Origin of the sequence: Limnohabitans sp. Rim47, assembly GCF_001517545.1 — a bacterium.
Classification (GTDB): domain Bacteria; phylum Pseudomonadota; class Gammaproteobacteria; order Burkholderiales; family Burkholderiaceae_C; genus Limnohabitans_A.
In genome coordinates, this window is sequence record NZ_FBYA01000001.1 from 1,003,951 (window position 1) to 1,022,239 (window position 18,289).

Annotated in this window: 16 protein-coding genes; 11 read left to right on the forward strand and 5 right to left on the reverse strand. The window is 60.9% G+C overall.

The window, feature by feature from the left end:
• Positions 1–3: 3 nt before the first annotated feature.
• On the reverse strand, positions 4–4,014 hold the full coding sequence (gene purL, locus BN3544_RS04625; RefSeq protein WP_019429015.1) for a phosphoribosylformylglycinamidine synthase: 4,011 nt from the start codon (positions 4,012–4,014) through the stop codon (positions 4–6).
• A gap of 233 nt (positions 4,015–4,247) precedes the next feature.
• Between purL and BN3544_RS04630 the strand changes: the two genes are divergently transcribed.
• The 4 genes from BN3544_RS04630 (at position 4,248) to BN3544_RS04645 (ending at position 8,403) form a co-directional block, all read left to right on the forward strand.
• Positions 4,248–4,529, forward strand: a complete 282-nt coding sequence (locus BN3544_RS04630; protein ID WP_019429016.1) for a type II toxin-antitoxin system Phd/YefM family antitoxin — start codon at positions 4,248–4,250, stop codon at positions 4,527–4,529.
• Positions 4,526–4,858, forward strand: a complete 333-nt coding sequence (locus BN3544_RS04635) for a type II toxin-antitoxin system RelE/ParE family toxin (protein WP_019429017.1) — start codon at positions 4,526–4,528, stop codon at positions 4,856–4,858. The genes BN3544_RS04630 and BN3544_RS04635 overlap by 4 nt, the downstream gene beginning before the upstream one ends.
• Before the next feature lie 79 nt (positions 4,859–4,937).
• Entirely contained in the window at positions 4,938–5,753 is an 816-nt protein-coding gene (gene map, locus BN3544_RS04640) for a type I methionyl aminopeptidase (RefSeq protein ID WP_019429018.1), read from the forward strand.
• A 1-nt stretch (position 5,754) separates the two neighbouring features.
• Positions 5,755–8,403 carry a [protein-PII] uridylyltransferase gene (locus BN3544_RS04645; RefSeq protein ID WP_019429019.1) on the forward strand — a complete coding sequence of 883 codons (2,649 nt, stop codon included), beginning with the start codon at positions 5,755–5,757 and terminating at the stop codon, positions 8,401–8,403.
• A gap of 6 nt (positions 8,404–8,409) precedes the next feature.
• Here the strand turns inward: BN3544_RS04645 and BN3544_RS04650 are convergent, their stop codons facing one another.
• A complete protein-coding gene (locus tag BN3544_RS04650) occupies positions 8,410–9,126 on the reverse strand; it encodes a GntR family transcriptional regulator (RefSeq protein WP_019429020.1) in 717 nt (238 codons plus the stop codon).
• Between the two features lie 89 nt (positions 9,127–9,215).
• On the opposite strand from BN3544_RS04650, the gene BN3544_RS04655 reads away from it, so the two are divergent.
• Genes BN3544_RS04655 through BN3544_RS04670 form a run of 4 tightly spaced genes read left to right on the forward strand, consistent with a single transcriptional unit; the run spans position 9,216 to position 12,617 of the window.
• Positions 9,216–10,373 (forward strand): LLM class flavin-dependent oxidoreductase, encoded by a 1,158-nt coding sequence (locus tag BN3544_RS04655; protein ID WP_019429021.1) that lies wholly within the window; start codon positions 9,216–9,218, stop codon positions 10,371–10,373.
• On the forward strand, positions 10,370–11,296 hold the full coding sequence (locus BN3544_RS04660; RefSeq protein ID WP_019429022.1) for an aldo/keto reductase: 927 nt from the start codon (positions 10,370–10,372) through the stop codon (positions 11,294–11,296). The genes BN3544_RS04655 and BN3544_RS04660 overlap by 4 nt, the downstream gene beginning before the upstream one ends.
• An 11-nt stretch (positions 11,297–11,307) precedes the next feature.
• On the forward strand, positions 11,308–11,841 hold the full coding sequence (locus tag BN3544_RS04665; RefSeq protein ID WP_197409902.1) for a flavin reductase family protein: 534 nt from the start codon (positions 11,308–11,310) through the stop codon (positions 11,839–11,841).
• Entirely contained in the window at positions 11,838–12,617 is a 780-nt protein-coding gene (locus BN3544_RS04670; RefSeq protein ID WP_019429024.1) for a sulfite exporter TauE/SafE family protein, read from the forward strand. The genes BN3544_RS04665 and BN3544_RS04670 overlap by 4 nt, the downstream gene beginning before the upstream one ends.
• Before the next feature lie 14 nt (positions 12,618–12,631).
• Here the strand turns inward: BN3544_RS04670 and BN3544_RS04675 are convergent, their stop codons facing one another.
• Positions 12,632–15,049, reverse strand: a complete 2,418-nt coding sequence (locus BN3544_RS04675; protein WP_019429025.1) for a YgiQ family radical SAM protein — start codon at positions 15,047–15,049, stop codon at positions 12,632–12,634.
• A 154-nt stretch (positions 15,050–15,203) separates the two neighbouring features.
• Between BN3544_RS04675 and BN3544_RS04680 the strand changes: the two genes are divergently transcribed.
• The 3 genes from BN3544_RS04680 to BN3544_RS04690 are packed head-to-tail and all read left to right on the forward strand — an operon-like array spanning position 15,204 to position 17,021.
• Complete coding sequence (locus BN3544_RS04680) at positions 15,204–15,803, forward strand: IMPACT family protein (RefSeq protein ID WP_026036479.1); 600 nt, start codon at positions 15,204–15,206, stop codon at positions 15,801–15,803.
• A 13-nt stretch (positions 15,804–15,816) separates the two neighbouring features.
• Complete coding sequence (locus BN3544_RS04685; RefSeq protein ID WP_019429027.1) at positions 15,817–16,422, forward strand: chromate transporter; 606 nt, start codon at positions 15,817–15,819, stop codon at positions 16,420–16,422.
• Positions 16,419–17,021 carry a chromate transporter gene (locus tag BN3544_RS04690; RefSeq protein ID WP_019429028.1) on the forward strand — a complete coding sequence of 201 codons (603 nt, stop codon included), beginning with the start codon at positions 16,419–16,421 and terminating at the stop codon, positions 17,019–17,021. The genes BN3544_RS04685 and BN3544_RS04690 overlap by 4 nt, the downstream gene beginning before the upstream one ends.
• Positions 17,022–17,038: 17 nt before the next feature.
• Here BN3544_RS04690 and BN3544_RS04695 read toward each other — a convergent pair whose 3' ends face one another.
• A complete protein-coding gene (locus tag BN3544_RS04695) occupies positions 17,039–17,389 on the reverse strand; it encodes a hypothetical protein (protein ID WP_019429029.1) in 351 nt (116 codons plus the stop codon).
• Positions 17,390–17,497: 108 nt separating this feature from the next.
• Positions 17,498–18,232 carry a 23S rRNA (guanosine(2251)-2'-O)-methyltransferase RlmB gene (gene rlmB, locus BN3544_RS04700; RefSeq protein ID WP_019429030.1) on the reverse strand — a complete coding sequence of 245 codons (735 nt, stop codon included), beginning with the start codon at positions 18,230–18,232 and terminating at the stop codon, positions 17,498–17,500.
• Between the last annotated feature and the right edge of the window lie 57 nt (positions 18,233–18,289).

The following is an 18,289-nucleotide window of genomic DNA, read 5'->3' on the forward strand; positions in this document are numbered from 1 at the left end:
TCATCAAGCCACCCATTTGCGGGCGTTTTGCCACACGCGCAGCCAAGGGCTGGCGGCGTCGATGCCGCCTGAGCGGCCCAGATCGGTCCAGCTCATTTGCACGTTGCGGAACACGCGCTCGGGGTGCGGCATCATGGCCGTAAACCGCCCGTCTGCTGTGGTGACCGCCGTCAAACCGCCCGCGCTGCCATTGGGATTGAAGGGGTACTGTTCGGTGGCTTGGCCGTGGTGGTCGACAAAGCGCATCGCGCCAATGGCTTGGGCCGCATCGCCACGGTGCTTGAAGTTGGCATAGCCCTCACCGTGCGCCACGGCAATCGGCAAGCGGCTGCCCGCCATGCCTTGCAAGAACAAGCTGGGCGATTCGAGCACCTCGACCATGGACAGGCGGGCTTCAAAACGCTCGCTCTGGTTGGTGGTGAAACGCGGCCAAGCCCCGGCTCCAGGAATGATGTCGGCCAGCTCGGCAAACATCTGGCAGCCGTTGCACACGCCCAAGCCAAAGGTGTCGCTGCGGCCAAAAAAGCCCTTGAACTGTTCGGCCAGCTGCGGGTTGAAGGTGATGCTGCGTGCCCAGCCAATGCCTGCGCCCAAGGTGTCGCCATAGCTGAAACCGCCGCAAGCGACCAGGCCCTTGAAGTCGGCCAAGTGGGCGCGGCCCGTTTGCAGGTCGGTCATGTGCACGTCGTGCGACTCGAAGCCCGCTTGGTGAAAGGCATAAGCCATCTCCACATGCGAGTTGACACCTTGCTCGCGCAAGATGGCCACTTTGGGGCGCGACAGATTCAGATAAGGCGCGGCCACGTTGACCGCGGGGTCAAAGCTCAGCGCCACGTGCATGCCGGGGTCGTCGGCGCGGCCTGCGGCGGCGTGCTCGGCATCGGCGCAAGCGGGGTTGTCGCGCTGCTGGCAAATCTTCCAGCTCACGCTGTCCCAGACTTGGTGCAGGTCTTCGAGCTTGGCGGCAAACACCTCTTTGGTGTCGCGCCAAATGCTCAGTTCGCCCACACCTTTGGTGATGGTCGAATGGCTTGGACGGGTCTTGCCAATGACGTGCGTGTGTTTGGACAGGCCATGTTCGCGCAAGGTTTGCAGCACCGCGTTGCGGTCTGCGGTGCGCACCTGGATCACCACGCCCAGCTCTTCGTTGAACAGGGCTTTGAGCGTGAGCTCTTCGCGGCGGGCGCTGACTTGGCCCGCCCAGTTCTTGGCGTCGCCATGGTCGGCGCGGCTGTCGCTGATGCCGTCGCCTTCGGTCACCAGCATGTCCACATTCAGCGCCACGCCCACATGACCGGCAAACGCCATTTCGGCCACAGCGGCCAACAAGCCGCCGTCGCTGCGGTCGTGGTAGGCCAAGATCTGGCCTTTCGCCCGCAGCGCATTGATGACCTTGACCAAATTCACCAAGGCTTGCGGGTCTTCCAGGTCGGGCACGTTGTCGCCAAACTGGCCCAGCACTTGGCCCAGCACGCTGCCGCCCATGCGGTTGCGGCCTTGGCCCAGGTCGATCAAAAGCAAGCTGGTGTCGCCCTCTTGCGCGTCCAGCTGCGGCGTCAAAGTGCCCCGTACATCGGGCAAGCTGGCAAACGCGGTGATGATCAAACTCACGGGCGACGTCACTTTGCGTGTCTGACCCTTGTCGGTCCACTGCGTGCGCATCGACAAGCTGTCTTTGCCCACTGGGATCGAGATGTCGAGCGCCGGGCACAGTTCCATGCCCACGGTCTTGACGGTTTCATACAGCGCCGCGTCTTCGCCCGGCTCGCCACAGGCGGCCATCCAGTTGGCTGACATCTTGACGCGTGGCAGCTCGATCGGGGCAGCCAGCAAATTGGTGATGGCCTCGGCCACGGCCATGCGGCCCGACGCAGCGGCGTTGAGCGAGGCCAGCGGCGTGCGCTCGCCCATGCTCATCGCTTCTCCGGCAAAGCCCTGGTAATCGGCCAAGGTCACGGCCACGTCGGCCACGGGCACTTGCCAAGGGCCGACCATTTGGTCGCGGTGCGTCAAGCCTCCCACGGCGCGGTCACCGATGGTGATCAAAAAGCGCTTAGATGCCACAGTGGGGTGGCTCAGCACATCGATTACGGCTTTTTGCAAGGACACGCCAGTCAAGTCCATGGCGGGCGATTGGCGCGCCAGGGTGCTCACATCGCGGTGCATTTTGGGCGGCTTGCCCAACAAGACGTCCATCGGCATATCGACAGGCGATTCACTGCCCATGTCTTCCAACACCAGTTGGCGCTCTTCGGTGGCCACGCCGATCACCGCAAACGGGCAGCGCTCGCGTTCGCAAAAGGCTTTGAACTGCGCCAAAGACGCGGGCGCGATGGCCAGCACATAGCGTTCTTGGCTCTCGTTGGACCAAATTTCTTTGGGCGACAGGCCAGACTCTTCCAGTTGCACCGCCCGCAAGTCAAAGCGTGCGCCACGGCCTGCGTCGTTGGTCAACTCGGGGAAGGCGTTGGACAAACCGCCCGCGCCCACATCGTGGATGGCCAAAATCGGGTTGGCCGCGCCTTGTGCCCAGCAGTGGTTGATGACCTCTTGCGCCCGGCGCTCGATCTCGGGGTTGCCGCGTTGCACCGAGTCAAAGTCGAGGTTGGCGGCGTTGGTGCCGGTGGCCATGGAGCTGGCGGCGCTGCCGCCCATGCCAATGCGCATGCCGGGGCCACCCAACTGGATCAGCAAGCTGCCCGCCGGAAACTCAATCTTTTTCGTTTGTTCGGCGTCAATCTGGCCCAGACCGCCCGCGATCATGATGGGCTTGTGGTAACCACGCACCACGCCGTCCACGGTTTGCTCGTATTCGCGGAAATAGCCCAGCAAATTGGGACGGCCAAATTCGTTGTTAAAAGCAGCGCCCCCCAAAGGGCCTTCGGTCATGATTTGCAAGGGGCTGGCGATGTGCTCGGGCTTGCCGCCGGGCTGATCGCTCAAGCCCCCCCACAACTTCGATACGGTAAAACCGCTCAAACCGGCTTTGGGCTTGGAGCCGCGACCTGTAGCGCCTTCGTCGCGGATCTCGCCGCCCGCGCCGGTGGATGCACCGGGAAACGGTGAAATCGCGGTCGGGTGGTTATGGGTTTCCACCTTCATCAGCACATGGTGCAAGGCGATCTCGCTCTGGTAAGCCGCGCCCTGGCCTGAGCTTCTGGCCACAAACCGCTCAATGGTGTGCCCTTGCATCACCGAGGCGTTGTCAGAATAAGCCACCACCGTGTGCTGGGGGCTGAGCTGCTCGGTGTTGCGGATCATGCCAAACAGGCTCTTGGGCTGGGCCACGCCGTCGATGGTGAACTCGGCGTTGAAAATCTTGTGGCGGCAGTGCTCGCTGTTGGCCTGCGCAAACATCATCAACTCAACATCGGTGGGGTTGCGCTGGAGGCCGGTGAAGGCTTTGACCAAGTACTCGATCTCGTCGTCGGCCAGGGCCAGGCCCCAGGTCTTGTTGGCGTCTTCCAACGCTTTTTTGCCCATTTCGGGGCCACCGCCCAGCACGTCGACGTGCGCCATGGGCGCGGGCTCGAGCGCAGTGAACAAGGCCGCAGCCTCGTCGCGCTTGGGCATGGCCGACTCGGTCATGCGGTCATGCAACACGGCGGCAACTTGGCCCAGTTGCTCAGCGCTCAATTTGGCGGTGCCCAGCAGACCGGACTTCATGGTCAGGCGGTATTCGGTCAGCCGCTCCACGCGGCGCACAGCAAAACCACAGTTGTGCGCGATGTCGGTGGCCTTGGACGCCCACGGCGACACGGTGCCAATGCGCGGACTGACCACGATCACCGGGCCATCAACGGGGCCTGCATACGGCTCACCGTAGGTTAAAAGCGCGGACAAGGTTTGCTTTTGGGCATCGGCCAAAGCCTCTTGCGTGGCCACCAAGTGCACAAAACGGGCTGCGATGCCCTGAATTTGCGGCGAAATATCGGCCAAACGAGGCAAAAGCTGGGCAATGCGAAAGTCGCTGAGGGCGCTGGCGCCTTCGAAAGTCGTGATGTGCAGGGACACGGGGTGGCCTTGTAAAGAGACGGAAAACCGTAGCGCCGGGGCCGCTGACTGGGGCTGACCGGCAAAGGCGGTATTTTAGCCGGGGAAACCCTGATTGGAGGCCTTCCGGATGGGCGGCCAGCGTGTTTTAAACGCACGCCACAAAATCCAATACGGCGTGCCCGCGACAAGCCAAACGCTTGACTCAGACCAAATTCAGGCATAAATTCAGACCCAACAAACTCGGAGTGTTCATGCAAGCCACCCAACACATCAAGTCCATCTCTTATTTGAAGAGCCATGCCGCACAAATATCTGAAGAATTGGCGATGAATGGCACGCCTTTCATCATCACCCAGAACGGCGAAGCCAGCATGGTGATAGAAAGCGTCCAGCAATACCAGGACAAGGAAAGCCTGATCGCGGCGCTCAAACTGGTGGCCTTGGGGGAAAAAGACCGACTGGCAGGCAAAGGCCATTCGGTGCAAGAGGCCCGCGCCCTGCTGGCCAAAAAAAGAGCTGAGCGCGACGCATGAGCATCGTCCTCTTGCCCGATGCCTTGGACGACATGCTGGCGCTGCAGGATTACATGCTGAACCGATGGACGGTTGAACTTTGGCTGCAGGCAGAAGACGAAATTTTCAACAAGCTGGCCGACGTGGACTCTGGCTTGATTGACGGTGCACCCGTGGCAGAACTGGCAGCCGTGGGCATCCGGGATTACAGAACGCTCATCACATCGCATCACCGCATCTTGTACCGGACGCTCCAAGACAGCACGCCAAGCAGCACCATCGTTTATGCCGTGGCAGGACATCAGCAAAATTTTCAGACCTTGTTGCTCCAACGCTTGTTCAAACGCTGAAGGTGATTCCCCCTGCTGCCAGCACCCCAACAAACTGACTGACCCTGAGGTGATCAACCCTCTGGGATAATCACCCACCATGACCATCACCATCAAAACCGCCGAAGACATCGAAGGCATGCGCCTGGCCTGCCGATTGGCCTCCGAAGTTCTGGATTACATCGAGCCCTTCATCAAGCCGGGCATCACCACCAACGAGATCGACAAGCTCTGCCACGACTACATGGTCGATGTGCAAGACTGCATTCCCGCCCCGCTGAACTACGCGCCGGGCGGCTACAAGCCCTACCCCAAGTCGATCTGCACCTCGATCAACCACCAGGTCTGCCACGGTATTCCCAACGACAAGCCGCTGAAAAAAGGCGACTCGCTCAACATCGACATCACCACCATCAAAAATGGCTGGCACGGCGACACCAGCCGCATGTTCCATGTGGGCGACGCATCGATTGCCGCCAAGCGCCTGGCCAGCCTGACCTACGACGCCATGTGGAAAGGCATTGAGCAGGTCAAGCCCGGCGCGCATTTGGGCGACATTGGCCATGCCATTCAAAAATTTGCCGAAGGCCACGGCTTTTCCGTGGTGCGCGAGTTTTGCGGCCACGGCATTGGCCGTGGCTTTCACGAAGAGCCACAGGTGCTGCACTACGGCAAGCCCGGCACCTTGGTCGAGTTGGTGGCCGGCATGATTTTCACCATCGAGCCGATGATCAACGCCGGCAAACGCGACATCAAGGAAATGGGCGATGGATGGACCATCGTGACCAAGGATCACTCGCTGTCAGCCCAGTGGGAGCACACCGTGGTGGTGACCGAAACCGGCTACGAGGTGCTGACCTTGTCGGCTGGCAGCCCAGCAATCCCTGCTTTCATCACCGACAAAGTCGCGGCCTGATATGAGCGCGCAGGCCCCTTCTGCAGATCTGGCCGATCTGGCTCAGCTGCGCGAAACCTACAAACACGACAAAGCCGCGGTGCTCAACACCTTGGCCAACAGCGGTGCCGTCACTCGGGGCCTGAAGCAAACCTTGCGGCAACTGTCCATCTTGGCCGATGGGCTGCTGATCCAGCTGTGGCATAACGCGGGCTTTGCGCCCGAGTTGTGCTTGGTGGCGGTGGGGGGTTTTGGCCGGGCCGAGCTGTTTCCGCATTCCGATGTGGACGTGCTGGTGCTCTTGCCCGATGGCCTTTCGCCCGAAAACTCGCCCGAGCTGCAAGGCCAGCTCGAACGCTTCATCGGCAGCTGCTGGGACACGGGCCTGGAAATCGGCTCCAGCGTGCGCACCTTGAGTGAATGCCTGGCCGAGTCGGCCAAAGACATCACGGTGCAAACCTCTTTGTTGGAGTCGCGCCGCGTGACCGGCAACACCCGGCTGTTCACCGAGTTCCAAAAGCAGTACCAAGCCGCCATGGACCCGCAGGCTTTTTGGGTGGCCAAAACGCTGGAGATGCGCCAGCGCCACACCAAGTTCGAGGACACGCCCTACGCCCTGGAGCCCAACTGCAAAGAGTCGCCCGGCGGCATGCGCGACTTGCAGGTGATTTTGTGGGTCGCCCGAGCGGCCAATCTGGGTCACAGCTGGGACGAATTGGCCCGCAAAGGCCTGGCCACTCCGCTGGAAGCGCGGCAAATCAAGCGCAACGAAGCCCTGCTGGGCCTCATTCGCGCCCGCTTGCACTTGCAGGCCAAACGGCGCGAAGACCGCTTGGTGTTTGACTTGCAAACCAATGTGGCCGAATCGTTTGGCTACAGCTCAGACGTGACCCCTGAGGGCCGATTGGCCTTGCGGGCCAGCGAAAAGCTGATGCGCCAATACTACTGGGCGGCCAAGGCGGTGACCCAGCTCAACCAAATCTTGCTGCTCAACATCGAAGACCGGCTCAAAGCCGATCGGGGCGAATCGGTCAATGACTTTCGCCCGCTGAACGAGCGCTTTTTTGAAAAAGCGGGCCTGATCGAAGTGGCCAGCGACGACCTGTACCAAAAGCACCCGCACGCCATTTTGGAAACCTTCTTGCTGTACCAAGCCACGCCGGGCGTGAAAGGCTTTTCGGCCAGAACCCTGCGTGCGCTGTACAACGTGCGGGCCATCATGAACGGGCGTTTTCGGGCCGACCCGGTCAACCGGCAAACGTTTTTGCAGATCTTGCAACAGCCCCAAGGCATCACGCACGCCATGCGTTTGATGAACGAAACCTCGGTGCTCGGGCGCTACCTGTGGGTGTTTCGGCGCATCGTGGGCCAAATGCAGCACGACCTGTTTCACGCCTACACGGTGGACCAGCACATCCTGATGGTGCTGCGCAATGTGCGTCGGTTTTTCATGGCCGAGCACACGCACGAATACCCTTTTTGCTCGCAATTGGCGGGCGGCTGGGACAAGCCCTGGATCTTGTACACCGCCGCTTTGTTCCATGACATTGCCAAAGGCCGTGGCGGCGACCACTCCAAACTGGGCATCGCCGAAGTGCGCACCTTTGCCCGCCAACATATGCTGGACAAAGAGGACGCCCAGCTGATCGAGTTTTTGGTGGGCGAACACCTGACCATGAGCCACGTGGCGCAAAAAGAAGACCTGAGCGACCCCGAAGTCATTGGCCGATTTGCCGCACGCGTGGGCGATGAGCGCCGCCTGACCGCTTTGTATTTGCTGACGGTGGCCGACATCCGAGGCACCAGCCCCAAAGTTTGGAACGCCTGGAAAGGCAAGTTGCTGGAAGACCTGTACAAAGCCACCCTGCGCGTGCTGGGTGGCCGCGCGCCCGACGCCAACGCCGAAGTAGAAGCCCGCAAACGCGACGCCTTGATTGAGCTGGCCCGCCACAGCGAACCCCACGAAGGCCAAAAAGCCTTATGGGACACCTTGGACGTGGGCTACTTCATGCGCCACGACGCGTCTGACATTGCCTGGCACGCCCGGCAGTTGTCGCGCCATGTGGCCAAGCCCGCTGAAGGCCCTGCCAAACCCATCGTGCGTGCGCGCATCTCACCCGTAGGCGAAGGCCTGCAGGTGCTCGTTTTTACACCCGACCAACCTGACCTTTTTGCCCGCATTTGCGGCCACTTCGACCAATCGGGCTTCAGCATTCAGGACGCCCGCATCCACACCACCCGCACGGGCTGGGCGCTGGACACCTTCCAGATCGTCACGCCCATGCTGCCCGAGCACTACCGCGAGCTGCTGAGCATGGTCGAATCAGGCCTCACGCAAACCCTGGAAAAACAAGGCCCCTTGCCCGCGCCCACCCGTGGGCGGGTGTCGCGGCGGGTCAAGAGCTTCCCGGTCACCCCACGCGTGAGCCTCAAACCCGACGACAAAGCCCAAAGCTGGTTGCTCAGCATCTCGGCCAGTGACCGCATTGGCTTGCTTTACAGCATCGCCAGCGTGCTGGCCCACCATGGCCTTCATCTTCAATTGGCCAAAATCAGCACCTTGGGCGAACGCGTAGAAGACAGTTTCCTGATCAGCGGCGCCAAGCTTCAGCAAAACAAAGCGCAGATTGAGATCGAAACAGAGTTGCTGGCGGCGCTGCAGCCAGTCTGAGCGAGGTTATTGACTCAGGCGCGAAGAGTACCGGCAGACAGCCGGGTCAAACCAGGTTTTTGAAAACTCGGCAACTTGATTGCCCGACGTCCAGGAAACACGCTCCACGTAACCAGCGCAGTCACCCGGCAGCAGTCCTATAGGCTGCGCAGCCCAATCTGGCGCAACGGCTGCGCTGATCTGGTCTTCTACACGCGCAATCCAGACCCCCAAACGCTGTTGGTAAAACAAATACATCGAGTCGCCCAGCTCGTTGGCGCTCAAGTCGAGGCAGGCCTTTGCAGAAAACCAGATTTCCTCCAAGGCGACAGGCTGCTGACTCAAAAAACGAAGCCTGCGTACGCGCCAGCAAAACTCGCCCACACTCGCAATGGCAGGAAAGCCGTCCGGGCAAGCCTGCTTGGACACATCCAGAATATGCGCCGTAGGCAGGCCAGGGCCATCCACCAGTTCCAGACGAAACAACTCATAAATTTGCTGCTTGCCTTGCACTTGGCGCACATAAGTGCCCGAACCCTGAATGCGCTGAAGGACGCCCTGCTCTTCCAGCAAAGCCAGCGACTTGCGCAAGGTGCCGACAGCGACCGACAAACTCAACGCCAACTCGGCCTCGGTGGGCAACCTTTCACCGCCATGCCAATAACCAGCCTTGATTTGACGGGCCAATAATTCGGCAATTTGCAGGTAAACGGGCAGTGGTTTGGCGGGGTGAGCAGCGTTCATAGTCGACAGTATGACAAACCGGTGGAAACCCGCATACCCAAACCCCCCAATTCATATATGATTCATTCACATTTAAACAGGAGTCTGACATGAGCATCGTTCCGGTCAAAGGCCAAGACATCCAAGGGGCCGAGGTGGCGTGGTTTGCGCCCCTGTGTTCTGACGATTTTCGGCATCTGGGGGTGCCCGATGGCGACTTGCGCAGCAACTGGGCCAACACCAGTCGCATCGTGGAGCGAGCCGATGAGCTCGGCTTTCGAAATATCCTGTGCCCTTCTTCTTACCAGGTCGGTCAGGATACATTGACCTTTGCAGCTGCGGTAGCGCACAAAACCAAGCGCATGAACTTGCTCGCTGCCATTCGGTGCGGCGAGGTGCATCCAGCCATGCTGGCACGCACCGTGGCCACGCTGGACCACATTCTTGAGGGGCGCCTCACGCTCAATGTGATTTCGTCCGATTTTCCCGGCCAGCAAGAAGACAGTGCCTACCGCTACCGCCGCTCTTGGGAAGTGGTTGAAATCCTCAAGCAAGCCTGGACGCAAGACGAAATCAACTACGACGGCGAGATCTACAAACTCAAAGGCTTGTCAACCGACCCGGTGCGCCCCTACCAGACCAACGGTGGCCCACTGCTTTATTTCGGCGGCTACAGCCCCGACGCTCTGGCCTTGTGCGGTGCCCATTGCGACACCTACCTGATGTGGCCAGAGCCCAAAGACATGCTGGCCCAGCGCATGCGCGATGTACACGCCCAGGCCGAAAAAAATGGCCGCTTGCTGGACTACGGCCTGCGCGTCCACATGATCGTGCGCGACACCGAAGCCGAAGCGCGTGAATATGCCGCCGAACTGGTGTCACAACTCGACGACGAAAAAGGCCGTGAAATCCGCCAGCGGGCCCTCGACGCCAAGAGCTTGGGCGTCTCTCTGCAAAGCGCCAACCGTGACCGCGCAGACGAAGACGGCTATGTCGAACCCCATCTTTGGACGGGCGTAGGCCGTGCCCGCAGTGGTTGCGGCGCGGCTCTGGTGGGCAGCGTCGATCAGGTACTCAGTGAAATCGAGACCTACCAAAAAATGGGCATCCGAGCCTTTATCTTTTCGGGTTACCCGCACCTGCAGGAATGCGAAATCTTCGGGGCCAAAGTGCTGCCCCAGATCAAAACAATTTCCCTCGCCCAAGAATATGGCCGTGTTCCGGCCCAAACACCGCCCACACCCTTGGGCACAGGAGTCCGCAAATGAGTTCAAACCACATCGGCCGCATCACGCTGCCCAACGGGCGCAGCCTGAGCCGCATGGCCTATGGCGTGTGGCGCCTGTCCGAGGCTGCCGATCACTCGGTCAACGCCAACCTGGCACGCATTGACGCCTGCCTGGCCCAAGGCATCACCACCTTCGACCACGCCGACATCTACGGCGATTACAGCTGCGAAGAACTGTTCGGGCAGGCCATCAAGGCGCGCCCTGGTCTGAAAGACCAGATCGAGATCGTCACCAAAACCGACATCATGTTGATGTCCGGCAAATGGCCAGACACCCGTGTCAAACACTACGACACCAGCCCTGCACATGTCAGGGCCAGCGTCGACCGTTCCTTGGCACGCATAGGCGTGGACGTGATCGACCTGCTGCTGATCCACCGCCCAGACCCGCTGATGGATGCACAAGCCTTGGGCGAATGCCTTGATGGCCTGATCGACAGCGGCAAGCTGCGCGGTGTGGGCGTGTCCAACTTCATGCCCTTTGATGTAGACCTGTTGCAGTCACGCATGAAGCACAAGCTGCAAACCAACCAGCTCGAGTTGAGTTTGCTCAACACCGCACCCTTCATCAACGGCCAGCTGGCACACGCTCAACAGCACTGCATGCCCGTGATGGCCTGGTCGCCGCTGGGGGGCGGACGCCTGCACGCGCAAGCACACACATCGGGTACCGCAGCAGCCCGACTCGCGCCCAAGCTGGCCGCTTTGGCCCAAGCCTCGGGCACCGACACCACGGCGGTGGCCATGGCCTGGCTCATGCACCACCCTGTGCAAGTGTTGCCCGTGATGGGTTCCAACCAGCTGGAACGCATTGCCCAGTTTGCCAACGCAGAGCGTGTGCCCATGGACCGCCAGACCTGGTACGAACTGTACGAGCTCGCCAACGGCCACGAAGTGCCTTAAAGAAAGCCCCCATGCGCCATATGCACGACGAGTTGTCCACGCTGCCTGCTCCGGTCATCTCTCAAGATCCTGCCGAATACCGCAAAGCCCTGTCTTGTTTTGCCACCGGCGTCACGGTGGTCACCGCGCACTGGCAAGGCTTGGATTGGGGCATGACCTGCAACTCCTTTGCGTCGGTCTCTCTCGAACCCCGACTGGTCTTGTGGAGCATTCGCAAAGCGGCTAGCAGCCTGGAGGCGTTCACGCAATCGGGGGGCTTCACCGTCAGCGTGTTGTCCAACCAGCAAGAGGCCATCGCACGACAGTTCGCTTCGGGCGACATGGCTTCGCGTTTTAGCGGCGTGCAGCTGCAGCGGCAAGTCAGCCAACGGCAACGCCTGACCGACGCCATGGCCTGGTTCGACTGCCAGTTACACCAGCTGGTGGATGCTGGCGACCACCACATTGTGATCGGGCAGGTCCAAGAATTTGGCTGGCACGAAGACGCCCAAGCTCTGGGCTTTTGCCGCAGCCGCTTTGGTCGTTTCGAGGCACTGTCCGCATGATGCCTTTGTGGCTGATTTTCTTGCTGGTAGGGGCTGCAGGCGGGTTTACAGCAGGACTTTTTGGTGTCGGCGGTGGCTTGGTGATCGTGCCCACGCTCTACTTTTTGTGGCGCGGTGACCCGGTTCTTGGCCCCGAGGTCATGCACTTCGCGGTGGCCACATCATTGGCTTGCATCGTCATCACGTCGGTCACCAGTTCCTGGACGCACTGGCGTGCTCGCCGTCTGCAGTTTGATCGCCTGTACTGGCTGGCAGGATCGGTCAGCTTGGGCTCGGTTTCGGCGGTGATGCTGGCCAACTGGGTGCCGACCCAATGGCTCAAATTGGGTTTTGGCTTGTTTGCTTTGAGCACCTGCATCACCTTGCTGGGCAAAAAAGCCCAGCAAGCCAGTCAAGCTGCCCCAGCGCGCAACGAACTCTTAGGCGCCGGCACCTTCATTGGCCACGTCTCCACGTTGCTGGGCGTCAGCGGTGGCGCGATGACCGTGCCCTACCTGGTGCTGCGCGGGGTAGACATGCGACAGGCCGTCGTTGTGAGCTCGGCCATTGCAATCCCCATTTCACTCATCGGCGCCGTCGGTTTGGCCATCACCGGCCCACAAACAGCCCAAACTTGGGGTTATGTGCACCTGCCCGCGTTCGCGGGCATCAGCGCAGTCAGCATGCTGTTCGCCAACTGGGGCGCACGCCTGTCACAGCGCATGGACAAACGCAAACTGCAACTGGCGTTTGCCGGTTTTCTGGCCTTGGTAGCGGCGCATATGCTGGGCTTTTGAATCGCCTCGCTGCATCAGCCTTTTTTACGCGGCGGCAGCCCCGTGTGCTGCGTGAGCAACTGGCCTTTTTGAGGTTGGCCCATGCGCTTGGGGGATGTTGACAAAGAAACCGACGACTTGGCACCCGCCCCCGTGCTGTTTTTGCGCCGGGCGCTTTGATAGCCCTCTTCGGCCAGCGGCTGCCAGTTCGGGATCAGGTGGTGTTTGCCGTTGCCGATCAGGTCTGAGCGGCCCATGGCTTTGAGGGCTTCGCGCAGCAGGGGCCAGTTGTTGGCGTCGTGGTAGCGCAAAAAGGCTTTGTGCAGGCGGCGGCGCTTGTCGCCTTTGACCACGTCGACTTTTTCGCTGTCGCGGGTGATTTTGCGCAGCGGGTTGCGGGTGGAGTGGTACATGGCCGTGGCCGTGGCCATGGGGCTGGGGTAGAAGGTTTGCACCTGGTCGGCCCGAAAACCGTTCTTTTTGAGCCACACGGCGAGGTTCATCATGTCTTCGTCGCTGGTGCCGGGGTGGGCGGCGATGAAGTACGGAATGAGGAACTGTTTTTTACCCGCCTCTTCGCTGTACTTGTCAAACATCGACTTGAAGCGGTCGTAGGTGCCGATGCCCGGCTTCATCATCTTGGACAGCGGGCCGCCCTCGGTGTGTTCGGGCGCGATCTTGAGGTAGCCGCCCACATGGTGTTGCACCAGCTCTTTGACGTATTCGGGCGACTGCACGGCCAGGTCATAACGCAGGCCAGAGCCGATCAGGATTTTCTTGATGCCCTTGAGGGTGCGTGCCCGGCGGTACATATTGATCAGCGGGCCGTGGTCGGTGGTCAGGTTTTGGCAAATGCCAGGGTAGACGCAACTGGGTTTGCGGCAGGCCGATTCGATCTCGGGGCTCTTGCAGCCCAAGCGGTACATATTGGCCGTGGGGCCACCCAGGTCGGAGATGACGCCCGTAAAGCCTTTGACTTTGTCGCGGATGTCTTCGACCTCGCGGATGATGGATTCTTCGGAGCGGCTTTGGATGATGCGGCCTTCGTGCTCGGTGATCGAGCAAAAGGTGCAGCCGCCAAAGCAGCCGCGCATGATGTTCACGGAAAAGCGGATCATCTCCCAAGCGGGAATTTTTGTGGCGTGGTCGTGGCTGCCGTTGTCGTCGGCATAGCTCGGGTGCGGGCTGCGGGCATAGGGCAGGTCGAACACATGGTCCATCTCGGCCGTGGTCAGCGGGATGGGCGGTGGCGTGATCCACACGTCGCGCGCGGTGGTGCCCTCCCCGTGCGCTTGCACCAGGCAGCGGGCGTTGCCGGGGTTGGTTTCGAGGTGCAGCACGCGGTTGGCGTGGGCATAGAGCACGGCATCTTGCTTGACTTGCTCGTAGCTGGGCAGCCGAATCACGCTTTTGTCACGGGGCGGCACTTTGTGGGTGCCCTTGCCACGAAGACCGGATGCCAGTGCCGGGTTGGGCACAAAGTTGAGCGGCTGAATGATGGGTTGGATGATGGGCTGGTTGGCAGCTTGCACGGTGCGGGCTTGGGCCACAGCGGCAGACAAATTGGCCTCGACGTTTTGTGCGTTGTGGGCATCGGCCACATCCTTGGCTTCTTCCTCACGGGCACAAGTCGCGCCCTGCTCTCGCGCTTGGTCCGAGATCATCAGGTAGGGGTTGATGTGCGCCTCGACGTGTCCGGGCATGTCCACGCTGGTGGAGTCGATCTCGAACCAGCCCAAGGCCGATTCGTCACCTTGGCGGCGCACAAAGGCGGTGCCGCGCACATCGGTGATTTGCTGCACCGGCTCACGGGCGGCCAGGCGGTGTGCGATCTCGACAATCGCCCGCTCGGCGTTGCCGTAAAGCAGCAAGTCGCATTTGCTGTCCACCACCACCGAGCGGCGAACTTTGTCGGACCAATAGTCGTAATGCGCGATGCGGCGCAGGCTGCCCTCAATACCGCCGAGCACGATGGGCGTGTCCGGGAAGGCCTCACGGCAGCGCTGGCTGTAAACGATGGCCGCGCGATCGGGCCGCTTGCCGCCCACGTCGCCGGGGGTGTAAGCGTCGTCGCTGCGAATTTTGCGGTCCGCTGTGTAGCGGTTGATCATGGAATCCATGTTGCCGCTGGTCACGCCCCAAAACAGATTGGGTTTGCCCAGCGCCTTAAATGCTTCGGCGCTGGTCCAGTCGGGCTGCGCGATGATTCCAACCCGAAAGCCCTGGTTTTCCAACATGCGGCCAATCACGGCCATGCCAAAGCTGGGGTGGTCCACATAGGCATCACCCGTGACCAGCACGATGTCGCAACTGTCCCAGCCCAGTTGGGTCATTTCGGCCCGACTCATCGGCAAAAACGGGGCTGTGCCAAAGCGCTGCGCCCAGTACTTGCGGTAACTGGTCAGCGGCTTGGCGTCGCGCGGGAAAAAAGAGACGTCGGTGAAGGCGTTCATGGGCTCAATATCGGGATAACCCGCTAGTGTAGGCGGTTGGGGGTGGGCTTGAGAAACCAGCGGGTATTCAATGCAACGGGACAGGATGAGCATGCCAGCGCACTATTTTTCCGATTCAGCCACTGGCCAACAGCGCTTGCCGGACAATGGACCTATGCCGTTTTCCATCGCCGCGCCCGTCCACCACGAACTGCTCATTAAAAAGAGCCGTTTCATCGCCAGCATCGAGCCCGTTGCAGGGCGCGAAGAGGCGCAGGCTCGGGTGGCCCAGCTCAAAGCCGAACACCCTGACGCGGCCCATGTTTGCTGGGCCTTGCTGGCGGGCGGTCAGTCGGCGGCCAACGACGATGGCGAGCCCGGTGGCACGGCAGGGCGCCCCATGCTGGAAGTGCTGAGGCACCAGGAGCTGGAAGGTGTCATGGCCTCGGTGGTGCGCTACTTTGGCGGCGTCAAACTGGGTGCAGGAGGCTTGGTGCGGGCCTACACCGATGCCGTGGCTCAAGCGCTGCTGACCGCAGAAAAAATCCCGCTGATCAAGCAGACACAGCTGGCCTGCAGCGTGCCCTATGCACTCGAAGGTCTGGTGCGCCGAGAGGTCGATCTGGCCAAAGCCCAGTTGCAGGAGGTCAAGCACGGCAGCGTGGTGAGCTTGCACTTTGTCCTGCCAGAAACCCAAGCCGCCGCTTTGACGGAGCGACTGAGTGAAAGCGGACGCGGCCAATTGGTTTGGCTGGACACTGCGTTGATTGAATGAAAGCACAAGGATAATGCCGGCCATGCCCGAAATCGCCCCTCTGAACAAACCCAGCTCCAAAACCGAGCTTTTTGTGTCGTTCACCCTGCTGGCCCTGCAGGGCTTTGGCGGTGTTCTGGCCGTCGTGCAGCGCGAGCTGGTCGAGAAAAAGCACTGGATGACCCGAGAGCAATTTGTCGAAGACTGGGCCGTGGCCCAGATCATGCCGGGCCCCAATGTGGTCAATCTTTCGCTGATGATTGGGGGTCGTTATTTTGGTTTGCCCGGCGCTTTGGCCGGCGTGGCGGGCATGTTGGCAGCACCGATGGTGGTGGTTTTGCTGCTGGCCGTGGCGTTTGGCGGCGTGTCTGACGAGGCTTGGGCGCAAGGGGCTTTGCGCGGCATGGGGGCGGTATCGGCCGGATTGATTGCAGCGGTTGGCCTCAAATTGATCAGCGCCCTGCGCGGCAACCCGATGGGCATGCCGGTGTGCATCGCACTGGCAGCGGCGAGTTTTGTCGGGGTGGGCCTGCTGCGCTGGCCTTTGGCTTATGTGTTGCTGGGCACGGGCCTGGTGGCCTGCGGCTGGGCTTACCTGCAACTGGCCAAACAAGCCGCCCGCGCCGGAGAAGCGCCATGAACCCCGTGCTGCAATTGACGGCCCAGGATTGGCTGAGCCTGTTCAACCATTTTGCTTCGCTGTCGCTCTTGGCCGTGGGTGGCGCGATCACCACCGCACCTGACATGCACCGTTTTTTGGTGGACGAGTCGCAGTGGCTGAGCGACAGCCAGTTCACCTCGTCCATCGCATTGGCCCAAGCCGCACCCGGCCCCAACATCTTGTTTGTGGCTTTGATGGGCTGGAACGTGGGGCTGAATGCCGGTGCAGGCTTAGGCGGTGGTTGGATCAGCGCAGGCCTGGCCAGCCTGGGTGTATTGGTCACCATGCTCGGGATGGTGTTGCCATCCTCGGTGCTGACCTACACGGCCACGCGCTGGGCGCACCAACACCGCGAAAAACTCGGTATCAGGGCCTTCAAAGTGGGCATGGCCCCCATCGTGATCGCGTTGTTGCTGAGCACCGCTTGGCTTTTGACCATCAGCCACAAGCAGCCCGAACAAGACTGGCCGCTGTATTTGCTGACGGCGCTGACCACCCTGATGGTCTGGCGCACGCAAGTTCACATGCTTTGGCTGATTGGTTTGGGGGCTCTGCTGGGGGCGCTCGGCTGGGTTTGAAGCAGCGCTTTTTTGTCTCAGCGCGGGTTCTCGAAGAACACGGTATTTGAGTAATCGCTGATCTCGAAATACACCTTCTTCTCGGTGGGATCCGCAACCATGTTCAGGTTTTCATCGAGCACGCCGTAGCCGTAGCGGTAAGCACGGGGCTTGCCATCGTCAGTGCCCAGGGCGGTGCTGATCTTGTCCACCTTCAAAAAGCGACGAACCACTTTGTCCCCGGCATAGACTTCCAACACGCCATTGGTGCCGGTCCAGTTCTGGATGTCACGGCTGATCTTGTTTTGCTGCTCTTGGGTGCAAGCGGCGAGCAAAGTGGCGCTGAGGACCACCGCAGTCAGTGTGATCCGTTTTGTGTTGTTGTTCATTGGAAACTCCCTTGTTGATGTGTTGCTGTGCGTATCGGGGCTGAAGCCACCGACCCACAAGATACGCTTATTTGCAGGCGGGATCTTCAGCGCCAACCAAGGTGCCAATTAACTGCGCTGGCGCAGCGCCTCGTACAGGCACACACCGCTGGCCACCGAAACGTTCAGGCTTTCTACCGCGCCGCGCATTGGGATGCTCACCAGTTCATCGCAGTTTTTGCGGGTTAGCTGGCGCATGCCATCGCCCTCTGCGCCCAACACCAAGGCGGTGGGCACTTTCAGGTCGGCTTGGTAAATGCTGCGTGGCGCGTCGCCGCTGGTGCCGATCACCCAGATGCTGCGCTCTTTGAGTTCGCCCAAAGTGCGAGCCAGGTTGGTGACCATGAAATAAGGCACGGTTTCGGCCGCGCCGCTGGCCACTTTCGCGACGGTGGCGTTGATGCCTGCCGCGTGGTCTTTGGGGGCGATCACCGCGTGTGCGCCAGCTCCGTCGGCCACACGCAAGCAGGCGCCCAGGTTGTGCGGGTCGGTCACGCCGTCGAGCACCAAGAGCAAAGGCGGACCTTCGACGGTGTCGAGCAGATCGTCCAGCGAATGGTTTTGGGGAATGGGCGCGACCATGGCCACCACGCCCTGATGACCGTGGCCACCGGCCAACTTGGCCAGTCGCTCGCCATCGGACTCGATCATGCGCATGCCCGAATCGCGGGCCTTGTCGATGAACTGCCGCATGCGGGCATCGCGGCGCGTCACCTCGTAATGGATTTCAACAATGGATTGGGGGGCGATCTTGAGGCGAACGCCCACGGCATGAAAGCCGAACAGCACTTTATGGGTAGACATGCTTGGATTATCGTTGCTCAGCCACGCGTCATGACCGCTTGCAGCAAACCGGCACGG